Annotated in this window: 10 protein-coding genes; 7 read left to right on the top strand and 3 right to left on the bottom strand. The window is 64.2% G+C overall.

Annotated elements, in window-relative coordinates:
• Positions 1–3 precede the first annotated feature (3 nt).
• Positions 4–1,155: an ABC transporter ATP-binding protein gene (locus tag B0G83_RS03515; RefSeq protein ID WP_105506007.1), complete on the bottom strand. Its 1,152-nt coding sequence runs from the start codon at positions 1,153–1,155 to the stop codon at positions 4–6.
• 190 nt (positions 1,156–1,345) lie between these two features.
• On the opposite strand from B0G83_RS03515, the gene B0G83_RS03510 reads away from it, so the two are divergent.
• The 6 genes from B0G83_RS03510 to B0G83_RS03485 all read left to right on the top strand — a co-directional run bounded on the left by B0G83_RS03510 (position 1,346) and on the right by B0G83_RS03485 (position 7,885).
• Positions 1,346–2,377 carry a LacI family DNA-binding transcriptional regulator gene (locus B0G83_RS03510; RefSeq protein WP_105506006.1) on the top strand — a complete coding sequence of 344 codons (1,032 nt, stop codon included), beginning with the start codon at positions 1,346–1,348 and terminating at the stop codon, positions 2,375–2,377.
• 185 nt (positions 2,378–2,562) lie between these two features.
• Positions 2,563–3,339, top strand: coding sequence for a flagellar brake protein (locus tag B0G83_RS03505; RefSeq protein WP_105506570.1), 777 nt, complete (start codon positions 2,563–2,565; stop codon positions 3,337–3,339).
• A 349-nt stretch (positions 3,340–3,688) separates the two neighbouring features.
• Entirely contained in the window at positions 3,689–4,693 is a 1,005-nt protein-coding gene (locus B0G83_RS03500; RefSeq protein WP_105506005.1) for a sugar ABC transporter substrate-binding protein, read from the top strand.
• Positions 4,694–4,789: 96 nt separating this feature from the next.
• A complete protein-coding gene (locus B0G83_RS03495) occupies positions 4,790–5,776 on the top strand; it encodes an ABC transporter permease (protein WP_105506004.1) in 987 nt (328 codons plus the stop codon).
• Between the two features lie 20 nt (positions 5,777–5,796).
• Positions 5,797–6,603 carry an ATP-binding cassette domain-containing protein gene (locus B0G83_RS03490; RefSeq protein ID WP_105506003.1) on the top strand — a complete coding sequence of 269 codons (807 nt, stop codon included), beginning with the start codon at positions 5,797–5,799 and terminating at the stop codon, positions 6,601–6,603.
• Between the two features lie 31 nt (positions 6,604–6,634).
• Positions 6,635–7,885, top strand: coding sequence for an ROK family transcriptional regulator (locus B0G83_RS03485; protein ID WP_105506002.1), 1,251 nt, complete (start codon positions 6,635–6,637; stop codon positions 7,883–7,885).
• A 37-nt stretch (positions 7,886–7,922) separates the two neighbouring features.
• Here the strand turns inward: B0G83_RS03485 and B0G83_RS03480 are convergent, their stop codons facing one another.
• Both B0G83_RS03480 and B0G83_RS03475 read right to left on the bottom strand, forming a co-directional pair.
• Positions 7,923–11,006, bottom strand: a complete 3,084-nt coding sequence (locus tag B0G83_RS03480) for a transglycosylase domain-containing protein (protein ID WP_105506001.1) — start codon at positions 11,004–11,006, stop codon at positions 7,923–7,925.
• Between the two features lie 193 nt (positions 11,007–11,199).
• A complete protein-coding gene (locus tag B0G83_RS03475) occupies positions 11,200–12,213 on the bottom strand; it encodes a LysR family transcriptional regulator (RefSeq protein ID WP_105506000.1) in 1,014 nt (337 codons plus the stop codon).
• Positions 12,214–12,338: 125 nt separating this feature from the next.
• On the opposite strand from B0G83_RS03475, the gene B0G83_RS03470 reads away from it, so the two are divergent.
• Positions 12,339–13,271: a dihydrodipicolinate synthase family protein gene (locus tag B0G83_RS03470; protein ID WP_105505999.1), complete on the top strand. Its 933-nt coding sequence runs from the start codon at positions 12,339–12,341 to the stop codon at positions 13,269–13,271.
• Positions 13,272–13,353 lie beyond the last annotated feature (82 nt).

The raw sequence follows: 13,353 nt of genomic DNA, 5'->3' as shown, positions 1-13,353 counted from the left end.
CCTCTATGCGTAGTGTTCGACGGATTCGAGCGAAGCGGCGGCAAAGCCGTCTTCGGTAAACAAATGGCAAGTGGCGCGGGGCACGCGCAAGCGCGCCTCGTCGCCGGGCACGAGGCGCGTATCGCCCGGCGCCTTGGCGATCAGCACGGCGCCGCCGGGTTGATCGAGGTGGACATAGCTGTGTTCGCCGAGCTGCTCGATGAGCGAGACGGTGCGAGTCAGCACGGCGTCGTCGTTGGCGGCGGCGGCATCGAGCAACTCCAGATGCTCGGGACGCACGCCGAGCGTGACCGGCTGCGCGGCTTGCAAGCCTTCGCCGCTCACCGGCACGCGGACGTTTTCGCCGGTGTGGTCGAGCGTCACGAGCACCCCTTGCGAATCGATCGACTGCACGCGTCCCGGCAGAAAATTCATACGCGGCGAGCCGATAAACCCCGCGACGAAGCGGCTTTTGGGGCGGTGATACAACTCGAGCGGCGCGCCGATCTGCGCGATGCTGCCGTAGCGCTCCGTGTCCTTGCCGGCGTGCAGCAACACGATCTTGTCGGCAAGCGTCATCGCTTCGATCTGGTCGTGCGTCACGTAGACCACGCTGGCTTTGGCGAACTGCTTATGCAGCCGCGCGATTTCGACGCGGGTCTGTCCGCGCAGCGTGGCATCGAGATTGGACAGCGGCTCGTCGAACAGAAACACGCCGGGCTGCCGCACGATCGCGCGGCCAATCGCCACCCGCTGCCGCTGGCCGCCCGACAACGCTTTCGGCCGACGTTCGAGCAACGCCTCCAGTTGCAGGATGCGTGCGGCTTCGCGCACCTTGCGGTCGATTTCGTCTTTCGGGGTTTTGGCGAGCTTCAGGCCGAAGGCCATGTTCTCGAACACGGTCATGTGCGGAAACAGCGCGTAACTCTGGAACACCATCGCCACGCCGCGTTGCGCGGCGGGCACGTCGTTGACGAGGCGTCCGTCGATCGAGAGGTCGCCGTCGGTGACGTCTTCGAGGCCGGCGATCATCCGCAACAAGGTCGACTTGCCGCAGCCGGAGGGGCCGAGAAACACGCAGAACTCGTTCTCGCCGATCTCGATATCGACGTCGCGGATCACCAATGCGCCGTCGCCATACGCCTTTTGCACGCCTCTTAACGAAATGCTCGCCATCGCATCGACTCCGTGATTTAATCGGCTCGAAGTCGGAGATTAAGCGCTTAATCAGCAAACCCGAAAAAATCGATCGCGAGCGATCGTTGGGTCTTGCCTGTCTCCGATATCGTTTGTTTATGAGATAGATGGTGCCGCGCCTTTGGCCTCGATGCAAATGTCGGGTATCCGTCCCATATATTGAAAACCCATGCCTACACTCAGCGAAGTCGCGCGTCATGCCGGCGTCACCCCGGCCACGGTGTCCAACGTGCTGCGCAATCGCGGCCGGGTCGGCGAGCAAACCCGCCAGCGGGTGCTCGCTGCCGTCGACGCCCTCGGATACCGTCCGCACCTCGCCGCCCGTGCGCTCGCCGAAGGCCGCGCGCCGACGCTCGCGCTGATGGTGTCGAGCATCGCCAATCCGTTCTATCCGGAGTTCGCGCTGGCTGTCGAACGCGCGGCGCGCACCAGCGGCCACTTCGTGATCATTTGCAATACCAACGAAGACCCGCAGACCGGCCGCGCGTATCTCGACCAGATTGCCGGCACGCTTTCGGAGGGCGTGCTCGTGACGAACGCGAACCTCGATTTCGCCGACCTGCACACCACCGAGGCGCGCGGCACACCGGTCGTGCTGTGCATGTGGGAGCGGCCCAACGAGCCACCCGGATTGCCGTGCGTCGCGGTGGATTTTCGTCTGGCCGGCGAACTGGCCGGCGCGCATCTGCTGGCGCTGGGGCATCGGCGGATCGGCGCGATTGTCGGCAGCAAGGCCTCGGGGATTCACGCCGCGCGTTACCAGGGTTTTGTCGATGCGCTGCACGCGGCCGGCGCGCCGAAAAGCCGCGTCAAACATGCGCTCGATACGATTCAAGGCGGCTACGACGCGGCGCGCGCGCTGCTCGAAGCGGATCCGAAACTCACCGCGATCTTCGCGACGAACGACTTGCCCGCGCTCGGCGCGATGCACGCCGCCGCGGACCTCGGCCTGCACGTGCCGGACGATTTGTCTGTGATCGGCATCACCGACATTCAGCTCGCGCGCGAATCGCGTCCCGCGCTGACTACCGTGGCCGTGCCGACCGTCGAAGTCGCCGGTCTCGCGGTGTCGTTGTTGCGCGAGTTGATCGAGTCGTCGTATGGCCAGGCGGGACGCGGCACGGCAAGCGTGCCGATGCGGATTTCGTCGCCGCCCGAACTGGTTGTGCGTGCATCCACCGGCGCGCCGCGTTCGCACTGATGTGGCCGTAACGCCCGCTCGGGCGTTACGTAGCGAACGCTGCAAACGGCGCGCACGCCGGTCACGTCCGTTCGCCGCAAAGCCATGCGGCACAAGGCTGCACGGCTGTCGTCCCCGCTTTCCATGCAGTTGGCACGGTCTCTGCAATAAGACTGGCCAGGGCCACCACACGCATGGACACTCAAATGATCGCCGATCTTCACCTCGACGCCGACGTCGCCGAACCGACACTCAACCGGGCTTCGGATATCGATTCGAATTTCGCGCAACAGCATCCGTTGCAAATCGCCGTCTGCCTGCGCAACCTGGTGACGAATCAGGACTTCGTGACGGTGGAATTCGGCGGCAAGCAGATCGTCACGCAACTGCTCGACGTCGACTCGCGCCATGCGCGCTTCATCTTCGACGCGGGGAATGTCGCCGAAGACAATCGCGCCCTTCCGCGCGCGCGCCAACTGACGTTCCGCAGCCTGCCGGGCGGCATCCGCACCGAGTTCACGACGCTCAACGCCATGCCGATCGTGTTCGACGGCCTGCCCGCTTTCGAGGCCGCCTTTCCGGCGCTGCTCTACTACGTGCAACGGCGCGAGTTTTTCCGTGTGCAGACTCCCGTGCTCGATCCGTACACGGCAAGCGGCGCTTACGTGGACGGCGGCTCGTTCCGGCTGGAGTTGCAAGATCTGTCGCTAGGCGGCATCGCGTTGAATACCGCCGACGAACGCTTCGGTTCGCTCGATGCGGGCACGGTTTTGCGCGACGTCACCTTGCAACTCGGCGGTTTCGGCGCGCTGCGCCTCGACCTGGAAATCGTCGCACCGCGTCGACTGGTGACGCCGAAGGGCGACCGGCGCTATGTGATCGGCTGCAAGTTCGCGCCGTTGCCGGGGACTGCCGAGCGGACGCTGCAACGCGTCGTCACGCAGCTCGAAACGAAACGGCAAACGCTCGCGCCGCGACGGTAGCCGAGCCACGCGGCGCACGCCACGCGTGCGCCAATCAAGCCGTCTTTAGCCTTCAACCGGCTTTCAACCGAGCCAGGACTTTCCCGAAGTCCCGCGGCTCCATCTTGCGCCGCAGCAAGCCGCTCAAGCCTTATTTCATCAGCCTCGCGGCCTTCACGCCGATTCGCGCGCGTCATCCCTCGTCTGGATTCCTTGCTTGACGCGCTTCATCGCGCCTGCTGTACTAAATCAACCAAAGTGATTTAGGCGAGTCAACCGACCCGCCGACCAGGTTGCCAGGCACGCAGCGTTCGCGTCTGCAACCGCCAGCAGTCCATCACATCGTTGCCAATAACCGGAGGAGCGTCCCATGAATCTGAATTCCCGCAGGCATCCTGTCGCCAGGAGAGTCGTGTCGATGTGCGTCGCGGCATCCGCCGTGTGGTGTGCGAGCGCGAGCCAGGCGGCCGATCAGCCGGTGGTCGGCCTGATCACCAAGACCGACACCAATCCGTTCTTCGTGAAGATGAAACAGGGCGCCGAAGCGGCCGCCGCCAAAGACGGCGCGAAGCTGATTACCGCCGCCGGCAAGTTCGACGGCGACAACGCCAGCCAGGTCACCGCAATCGAAAACATGATCACGGCCGGCGCGAAAGCGATTCTTATCACGCCGAGCGACACCAAGGCGATCGTGCCGAGCATCAAGAAAGCGCGCGCCGCCGGCGTGATGGTGGTCGCGCTCGACACGCCGACCGATCCGCAAGACGCCACCGACGCACTCTTCGCCACCGACAACTTCAAGGCCGGCGTGCTGATCGGCAAATACGCGAAGGCGGCGATGAACGGCAAGCCGGCGAAGATCGCCACGCTCGACCTCGCGCCCGGCGTGTCGGTCGGCGTGCTGCGTCATAACGGCTTCCTGGAAGGCTTCGGCGTGAAGGAAGGCGATGCGTCGATCGTCTGCAGTCAGGACACGCGCGGCGATCAGGCGAAGGGCCAGACGGCGATGGAAAACTGCCTGCAGAAATCGCCCGACATCAACGTGGTCTACACGATCAACGAGCCAGCCGCGGCCGGCGCGTATCGCGCGTTGAAAGCGGCGGGCAAGGACAAGAGCGTGATGATCGTCTCGATCGACGGTGGCTGCGAAGGCGTGCGCAACGTGAAGGCCGGCGCGATCGCCGCAACCTCGCAGCAGTATCCGCTGAAGATGGCCGCGCTCGGCGTGACCGCGGGCGTGGACTACGCGAAGACCGGCAAGAAGGTCTCCGGCTACCAGGACACCGGCGTGACGCTGATCACCGACAAGCCGATGTCCGGCATCGACAGCAAAGACACGAAGTTCGGCCTCGACAACTGCTGGGGCAACAAGTAACGCGTACGGACCGGCGGCTCGCCATCGTGCCGGCGAGCCGCCGCCGGATTTGCCGCGTGGCCCGTGTGTCACGCTCATGTTTCGAGGATCTCCATCATGTCGACTCCTTCCGCGCCTGCCGGCCACTCGCGCCACTTCGCCGACCGTTTGCCGTCGCTCGCCGAAGTCGGTCCGCTGATCGCACTGGTGCTCGCCTGCGCATTCTTCATCTCGCAGAGCAGCCGCTTCCTGTCGTTCCAGAACCTCTCGCTGATCTTGCAGCAGACCATGGTCGTCGCCGTCATCGCGATCGGCCAGACGCTGATCGTGCTGACCGGCGGCATCGACCTGTCGTGCGGCATGGTGATGGCGTTCGGCTCCATCATCATGACCAAGTTCGCGGTCACGCTCGGCGTACCGCCCGTGCTCGCGATTCTGTGCGGCATCGCGGCGAGCGCACTGTTCGGCGCGCTCAACGGCGTGCTGATCACGCGCATCAAACTGCCCGCGTTCATCGTCACGTTGGGGACCTTGAATATCGCCTTCGCGCTCACGCAGATCTATTCGAACGCCGAGAGCGTGTCGAATCTGCCGGATGCGATCATGTTCCTCGGCAACACCTTCAAGCTCGGCCCCGCGGATGTCACGTACGGCACCGTGCTCACGCTGCTCATGTACCTGGCCACCTGGTTCGTGCTGCGCGACACGGTGCCCGGCCGGCATCTGTACGCGCTCGGCAACAACGCCGAGGCCGCACGGCTGATGGGCCTGTCGTCGCAAAAGATCCTGCTGACCGTGTATTCGCTGGCGGGCGCCATCTACGGCATCGCCGCGCTGCTGTCGGTGTCGCGTACCGGCGTGGGCGATCCGCAGGCCGGGCAAACCGAGAATCTCGACAGCATTACCGCGGTCGTGCTCGGCGGAACGAGTCTGTTCGGCGGACGCGGCTCGATTGTCGGCACGCTGCTGGGCGCGTTGATCGTCGGCGTGTTCCGCAACGGTCTGACGTTGATCGGCGTGTCTTCCGTCTACCAGGTGTTGATTACCGGCATGCTGGTGATTCTCGCGGTGGCCGCGGACAAACTTTCTCATCGTCGCGGTTGAGCACTCAGGAGATATTCGTCATGTCGACCCCTACATCTGCTTCCGCCGCGAAGCCCGTCATGCCGGTTCTGCAAGCGCGTGGTCTCGTCAAACGTTACGGCAATGTGACCGCGCTCGACGGTTGCGATTTCGAAGTGCTGCCCGGTGAAATTCTCGCGGTGATCGGCGATAACGGCGCGGGCAAATCGTCGTTGATCAAGGCGCTTTCCGGCGCCACCGTGCCGGACGAAGGCGAGATCCTGCTCGACGGCAAGCCGGTCAAATTCCGCAGCCCGCTGGATGCGCGCGCGCAAGGCATCGAAACCGTGTATCAGGAACTCGCGGTCGCGCCGGCCATGAGCATCGCCGAGAACCTGTTCCTCGCGCGTGAATTGGTGAAGCCGGGATGGCGCGGTTCGATCTTCAAGATGATCGATAAACGCCGCATGCTCGAAGAGGCGACCGCGCATATGAAGGACTTGCAGATCGGCATCCGTTCGATGCGCCAGGCGGTGGAAACGCTCTCGGGCGGTCAGCGCCAGGGCGTGGCCGTGGCGCGCAGCGCGGCTTTCGCGCGGCACGTGGTGATTCTCGACGAGCCCACCGCCGCGCTCGGCGTGAAGGAAGGCAACATGGTGCTCGAATTGATCCGCCGGGTGCGCGAGCGCGGGCTGCCGGTGATCCTGATCAGCCACAACATGCCGCACGTGTTCGAGGTGGCCGACCGCATCCATATCCAGCGCCTCGGGCGGCGCGCCGCGCTCGTCAATACGAAAGACGTGCACATGTCCGAGGCCGTGGCGATCATGACGGGCGCGAAGGAAGCCGACGTCAAGGCGATCGCATGATGCCGGCCTCCTGCTGAAAGGCGTTCCGGCCATGGATACCACCGGCGCCCGCTCGCCTCTCAAACGCACGGTCGGCTCGAATCAGGTCGGCATGCGGCAGTTCAACGAGCGGATCGTGTTGCAGGCGATCCGTCTGCACGGACCGCTGCCGAAGGCCGATGTGGGCCGCCTGACGCGCCTGTCGATGCAAACGGTGTCGATGATCGTCGACCGTCTGATCGACGACGGTCTGCTCGAAAAGCACGCGCGCGTGCGCGGACGGATCGGTCAGCCGTCCGTGCCGATCGCGTTGCGTGCGGACGGCGCGTACACCATCGGCATCAAGGTGGGACGCCGCAGTCTCGACGTGCTGGCGATGGATTTCGCGGGCCACGTGGTGTGCCGCGATGTGTTCGAGTATGCGTACCCCGATCCGCGCACCCTGTTTCCAGCGCTCGAAAGCAAACTGGCGCGCGTGAACCAGACACTCGGCGCGAAAGCCGGCAAGGTGGTCGGCGTGGGTGTGGCGGCGCCGCTGTGGCTCGGCGGCTGGCGCGATTTTCTCGGCGCACCGCCCGACGCGCTGGACGCCTGGCACGAGATCGATCTGCGCGCGCGCATCGGCGCGATGACGGGCTTACCCGTCGAGTTCGCGAAGGACACCACGGCCGCCTGCGCCGCCGAACTCGTAATGGGCCAAGGCCGTGGCATTCACAATTTTCTGTATCTGTTCGTGGGCACGTTCATTGGCGGCGGGCTCGTGATCGACGGACGCTTGCACGGCGGTCCGCACGATAACGCCGGGGCGGTCGGGTCGATTCCGCTCGGCGGCGGGGCGGGTAGTGGCGGCAGTGGCAGCGGTGCGCGCAAGCCCGCACGGCAACTGTTGCATGCCGCGTCGGGTTTCGTGCTGGAAAAACTGTTGAGCGACGCGGGCGCACCGGCGGCCGCCGCGCATGACCATCGTGCGCTGTCGCCGGACCTGTGGCGGCATACCGAACAGTGGCTCGATAGCGCATGCCCCGCGATGGCCAACGCACTGACCAATGCGGCCGCGTTGCTCGACCTCGACGCCGTGGTGATAGACGGTGAATTCGACCGGCAACTGGTGCGGGAAATCATTCGCCGTACCGAGCGCGTGCTCGATCGCTTCGAATGGGAAGGCATGGTGCGTCCGCAACTACTGGAAGGCGCGATCGGCGCGGATGCACGCGCGATGGGCGGCGCGATTCTGCCGCTCTACGCGCACTTCGCGCCGGTGCATGAGTTGTTTCTAAAACCGGCGGCGGATACAGGTTATTAGGCGGCGCCGGTTGTTGCTTTAAAGCGCTGGCAGAGCGTTATTGCGCGGCCACCTTCGTGGCGGTCGCAGCGGTCTTCACTGGCGCCTTCTCCAGCAGCGGCTGCAACACCGGCGCCAGCGACTTCAGCAACTGCACGGACAGCGCACTGGTGAACTCATAGTGCGCGGCATAAGGTTCATGCACATAAGCGGTCAACGTACCGTAAAACCGATCGCCCATGACGAACACGAACGTCGCGCTGCGATTCACCTTGCGCGACTCGATCAGCCGCGCGCCTTTCGCGAACACATTGAAGCGCTGATCGCCGGTTCCCGTCTTGCCGTACACCTCGAGCGTCTGGCCGTTGGGGAAGGTCATGCCTTGCGCGAGACGTTTCGCCGTGCCGCCCAGCACGACATCGCGCAATAACACTTTCACCACACCCGCGATTTCCGGCGATACCTGCCGCTGCGGCGCTACCGCCGCGCGCTGAAAATGCGTTTCGTACGGCGTGTCTTTCGCGAAGTCGATTTGCGTGAGGCTCTCGGTCGGCAATTTACTGCCGTCGCTGGCAATCACGCCGATCAGTTGCGCGAGCGCGGCGGGCCGGTCGCCCGATGCGCCGATCGCCGCGGCATACGAAGGCGTCAGGTTCGAAAACGGATAGCCGAGCGCCTGCCACGATTTGCCGATCGCCTCGTAGGCACGCAATTCGACCATGCGCTTGATGCGGCGATCCTGGGTGGCGTGGTAGCGCGTCTTGAAGAGCCATGAATACGTCGACAGACGCACGTCGCGGCTCGCGCTCTGCATCTGGTTCAACGTGGCGTCGGGATGCTGGCGCAGATAGTTGAGCGTCCACAGTTCGAGCGGATGCACGCTCGCGATATAACCGCGGTCGTTCAGATTGAAGCGGTTCATCGCGTACTTCGCATATAGATTGGCCAGGTCTTCGTCATCCAGCACCGAGGCCGCCGGCGTGTTTTTCAGCGCCTCGCGCATCTTCGCGTTGAACCACGCGTTCGACTCGTCCGGCGCGACGCTGCGCAGCACGGTCGCGACTTTAGGCGGCGATTTGCGCACGCCGAGCAGCAGCAGCGCGAGCGCCTGATCGGGATTTTTGTCGTGGTACTTCGTGTAGAAACGCCCGAGGTAGACACGGCTTTCCTGATCGGCGAACTGCGTTAAGTACTGTTTGCGGATTGCCGGATCGTCGAGCCATTGCGACGACGGCCCGGTGGTCTGCACCATTTCGTAGTGGACGATGTCGCGCATCAAGCGCACGAACACCAGATTCACGGAATGCTGGAACGCGCGGTGTACGGTGAGAATGCGGCTGTTGTCGTCGGCTTCGAAGTTGTTGAAGGTTTGAGCGCCGCCGCCTGTGTAGAACGTTTCGCCAGGATTGGCCGAGTATTTGCGTTCCACCGCGGCGTCGAGCATGGGTTGCAGCGAGCGGTCCGAGGTGTGCGTCAGATAGTCGAGCGCCCAGCGCGTGAGCTGGTCGTTGGGATCGGGTTTGACCGCTTTCAGTTCCGCGTTGCTCAGCGGTGCATAACGCGTATGCAGATCGGAGACGATCTGCAAATACGTGACCACGGTGCGCAGTTTCGCGGTCGACCCGAGATTCAGCCGCGCCCCGGAATTGATGTCGAACGGCTGGTTGACGCTGTCGGTTTGCACACGCACCAGGTTCGCGCCGCCGGTGCGTTCGAACAGCGTGAAGCTGTAGGTGATTCGCGACGGATCGTCCGCCGGCCGCAGCATTTCGAAACCGACCAGACCCGCGGCCTTGGCGCCGTCGCGCGTGCCGGCAGCCGCGAGCCGTTCGCTCACGGCCTGCTGCACCGCATTGTTCAGCGTGCCCGTGGCTTGCAGGTCGAGACGGTCGAGTTCGTAAAAACTCGGCACGCCGAGCGCGGCCAATAGATGCGAGCGCATCGATGTGACGGCCTTGCGCGAGACGAATGAATCCGCATTCGGCGTGCTATGCGGCGTGCGATGCAACTCGACCCGCGCGGACAGCGCAGCGTCGCGCAACGGCGTCGACACGACGCCGCCGCTCGCGAGTAAACGCAGATAACTGTCGGTCAATTGTTCGAGCTGGTCGTAGCCGTGATGCAGGAAGTACGAGGGCGCACGTTGCGCGATCATCAACGACAGCACCTGCCTGAACGCCACCCCCTGCTCCGGCAAATTCGCTGGCGTGGAGGGCGCTTTCAGAATGCGGTTGACGTCGTTGAAATCGCGCCCGTACCAGGCGGCGAGGCCGTCGCCGATCCCGTTGATTTCTCCGATGCCCGGCTGCGCGGCGAGCGGCACCGAGTTCAAGTAATGCACCACGATCTGCCGGCGCGCAGGCAGCGTCTGCGGGCCGCCCAGATACGCACGCACCGAAGCCGATGCAATCTGCCGCAGCTTCTCCGGCGGCGTCGCCGTACGGCCGCCCGCCGAGTGACGGAATTTCTCGATCTGCGTGGCGAGCGTACTGCCGCCGGGCGTCGACTGATGACGGTTGAACACGCGCGCGCCTTGATCGATCAGCGCGCGGCTAAAGCGTCCCCAGTCGATCGCCGGGTTGCGATTCGGCTGATCCGGATCGAGCAGATAGCGGTCTTCGATAAACAGCAACGAATTCGCCACCACGGGCGGAATCGCGTCGAAATCGTCATACACGCGGCCGGGAAACTGGGCAGCGAAAAGCGGCGCACCGGTGCCGTCGACGAGTTGCAAACCCGCCTGATCTTTCTCCGCGTACGGCAGGAACAAACCGTTATCCGATAGCCACAGCATGCGGTCGGAATCGCGCGCCTGCGCGCTGATTTCAAACCCGCGTTGCAGCAGACGTTGCTGGATGGACGGCAGCAACGCGTAGCCGAGCCGGCTGTCGTAGGGGCCCTGGTCTGTCTGAGGGAAACGGATGGAATGACTCGGACCTTCGGCGACGGAAAAGCCCACGTCGCGAGTCAGTTCGGAGAGATAGCGCGCCTGCAGCCGCGAGGTCTGAATCTCGATCTGGCAGAAGCGCACCGCGAGTGCCAGCGCAAGCAGAAACGCCGCCGCCAACACCCATTTGAACCATTTCCGAACAGGCGCCATGCCTGTTGCGCGAAACGGTAACCGAACCAGTGGCCGATTCATGGTTGCTCCCCCCGACAGGGCGCCAGCTCTTGGATCTGGCGCACCTTCGGAGCAGTTTAGCGCGGAACCTGGAAGCGCGATCGGTACGGATTTACCCGACAGTGTCGCGGCTACAACACCCTTCGCAAGACATGGCGGCGGCCGGTTTGTCGTGAGATATTGAAAGTCTTTCGCGTACCGGAAAACCGTCTTCTCAGGCGGTTTTTTGCTTTGGCGCCGCGTCTCGCCGGCGCCGTATGCGCACCGGTCGTTCGAGCTGTTCGTGCGATTGCGCCTGCGCCACGGTGTGGGCTTGCACCAGTTCGATAAACCGCTCCGCCGGCGGCGACAGTACACCGCCTTTGCGCGTCACGATGCCGAAGGTTTGCGACGGCGATTTCAGCTTGACCGGCACGACGCGCAGCATCTTCCGCGCGACGAACAAACCGGCGATCGCGGTCGGCAGCAGCGAAACCAAGTCGGCGCTGCTGTGCAATAACGCGACCGTCACGAAAGTGGAAGCCGTTGAAATCGCGTTGTCGGGCATCTCGAGACCGGCCAGATCCATCTCGCGTTCGAGCAACGCGTGCAACGGCATCTGCGAGGGGTACGTCACCCAGCGGTGACCGGCCAGGTCGCGCAGCGTCACCTCCCGCCTCGGCAACGGCGGATGGCCATGCCCCACCACCACCGACAACGGCTCGTCGCCGAGCGGCCGATAGTGATACTTCGACGGATCGCCCGCTACCGCCGCCCGGCCGATCACCAGGTCGAGCCGCCCGTCGTCGAGTTGCTGCAGCATGCGCGCGCTGGTGTCTTCCACCACCTCGATCGACAGCCCCGGTTGCCCGGCATGCAACTGATTCAGCGCCGGCACCACGCACGCCGGAATCGCGCCCATGATCGCACCGACCGCGAGACGTCCGCCGCGCCCGGAACGGATCTCGGCGACGTCCTGGCACAGCGCGGTGAGGTCGGTCGCCATCAGGCGGGCATAGCGGATCACGCAGTGGCCGAGCGGGTTCGGAATCATGCCGCTCTTCGAGCGCTCGAAGAGCGGTGCCTCCAGCATGGATTCCAGTTCCTGCAAGGCCTTGCTGGCCGCCGATTGCGTCATGGACATCGTGCCGGCGGCTTTGTGCAGCGACTTCTGGTCGTCGAGCGCGATCAGCAAGTGCAATTGCTTCATGCGCAGTTTCGACAGCAAAACGTTCAGGGTGTCTTTCATGGGGCGTTACAGGTGAGTCGCAAAAGCGATCACAAGATGGAAACAATTCAATATACCCCGGGCTGTCCGCCGCCGTATAGTCGGCGCGGAGACATTCAACCCCCCCTTTTTGGACGGCCCCTATCATGCCAACGACAACCCCATCCACCGCGTTGCGCGGTGTCTTCCCGGTCGTGCCGACCATTTTCGACGACGCCGGAGGTCTCGACCTCGACGGCCAGAAACGCTGCCTGGACTTCATGATCGACGCCGGTTCGAATGGTCTGTGCATTCTGGCGAACTTTTCCGAGCAATTCGCGCTGTCCGACGACGAGCGCGACACGCTGATGCACCTCGCGCTCGACCATGTGGCGGGCCGCGTGCCGGTGATCGTCACGACCACGCATTTCAGCTCGCAGCAATGCGCCGAACGCAGCCGACGCGCGCAGCAGGCCGGCGCCGCGATGGTGATGATCATGCCGCCGTATCACGGCGCGACGATCCGTATCGGCGAACGCGGTATTTACGAGTTCTACCGCACGGTGTCGGACGCGATCGATCTGCCGATCATGATCCAGGATGCACCGGTCAGCGGCACCGCGTTGTCGGCACCGTTTCTCGCCCGCATGGCGCGCGAACTGGAGCATGTGTCGTATTTCAAGATCGAAGTGCCGCAAGCGGCGAACAAACTGCGCGAACTGATCGAGCTGGGCGGCGACGCGGTAGTGGGCCCGTGGGACGGCGAAGAAGCCATCACGCTGATGGCCGATCTGGATGCGGGCGCAACGGGTTCGATGACGGGCGGCGGCTATGCGGACGGCATCCGCCTGATCGTCGACGCCTATGCGAGCGGCGATCCCGAGGCGGCCGCCGCGCATTACCAGCAGTGGCTGCCGCTGATCAACTACGAGAACCGCCAGGGTGGCCTCGCGTCGTGCAAGGCCTTGATGAAGGAAGGCGGTGTGATTCGCTCGGACGCGGTGCGCCATCCGCTGCCGTCCATGCATCCGGCCACGCGGGAAGGACTTCTGAAAGTCGCACGGCGGCTCGACCCGTTGGTGCTGCGTTGGGGTCGCTGAAGCGCTTGCGGCCGCAACGGGTTTAACCGGCCACCCGCTGGCCAGCCGGTCTTCTCCAGGATGATGTCGACGCCCGCACCGC

It is taken from the genome of Paraburkholderia sp. BL21I4N1 (assembly GCF_002973525.1).
Taxonomy (GTDB): Bacteria; Pseudomonadota; Gammaproteobacteria; order Burkholderiales; family Burkholderiaceae; genus Paraburkholderia.
Note: the sequence above shows the minus strand (reverse complement) of the source record. Positions and strands in the feature narration are given on the sequence as shown.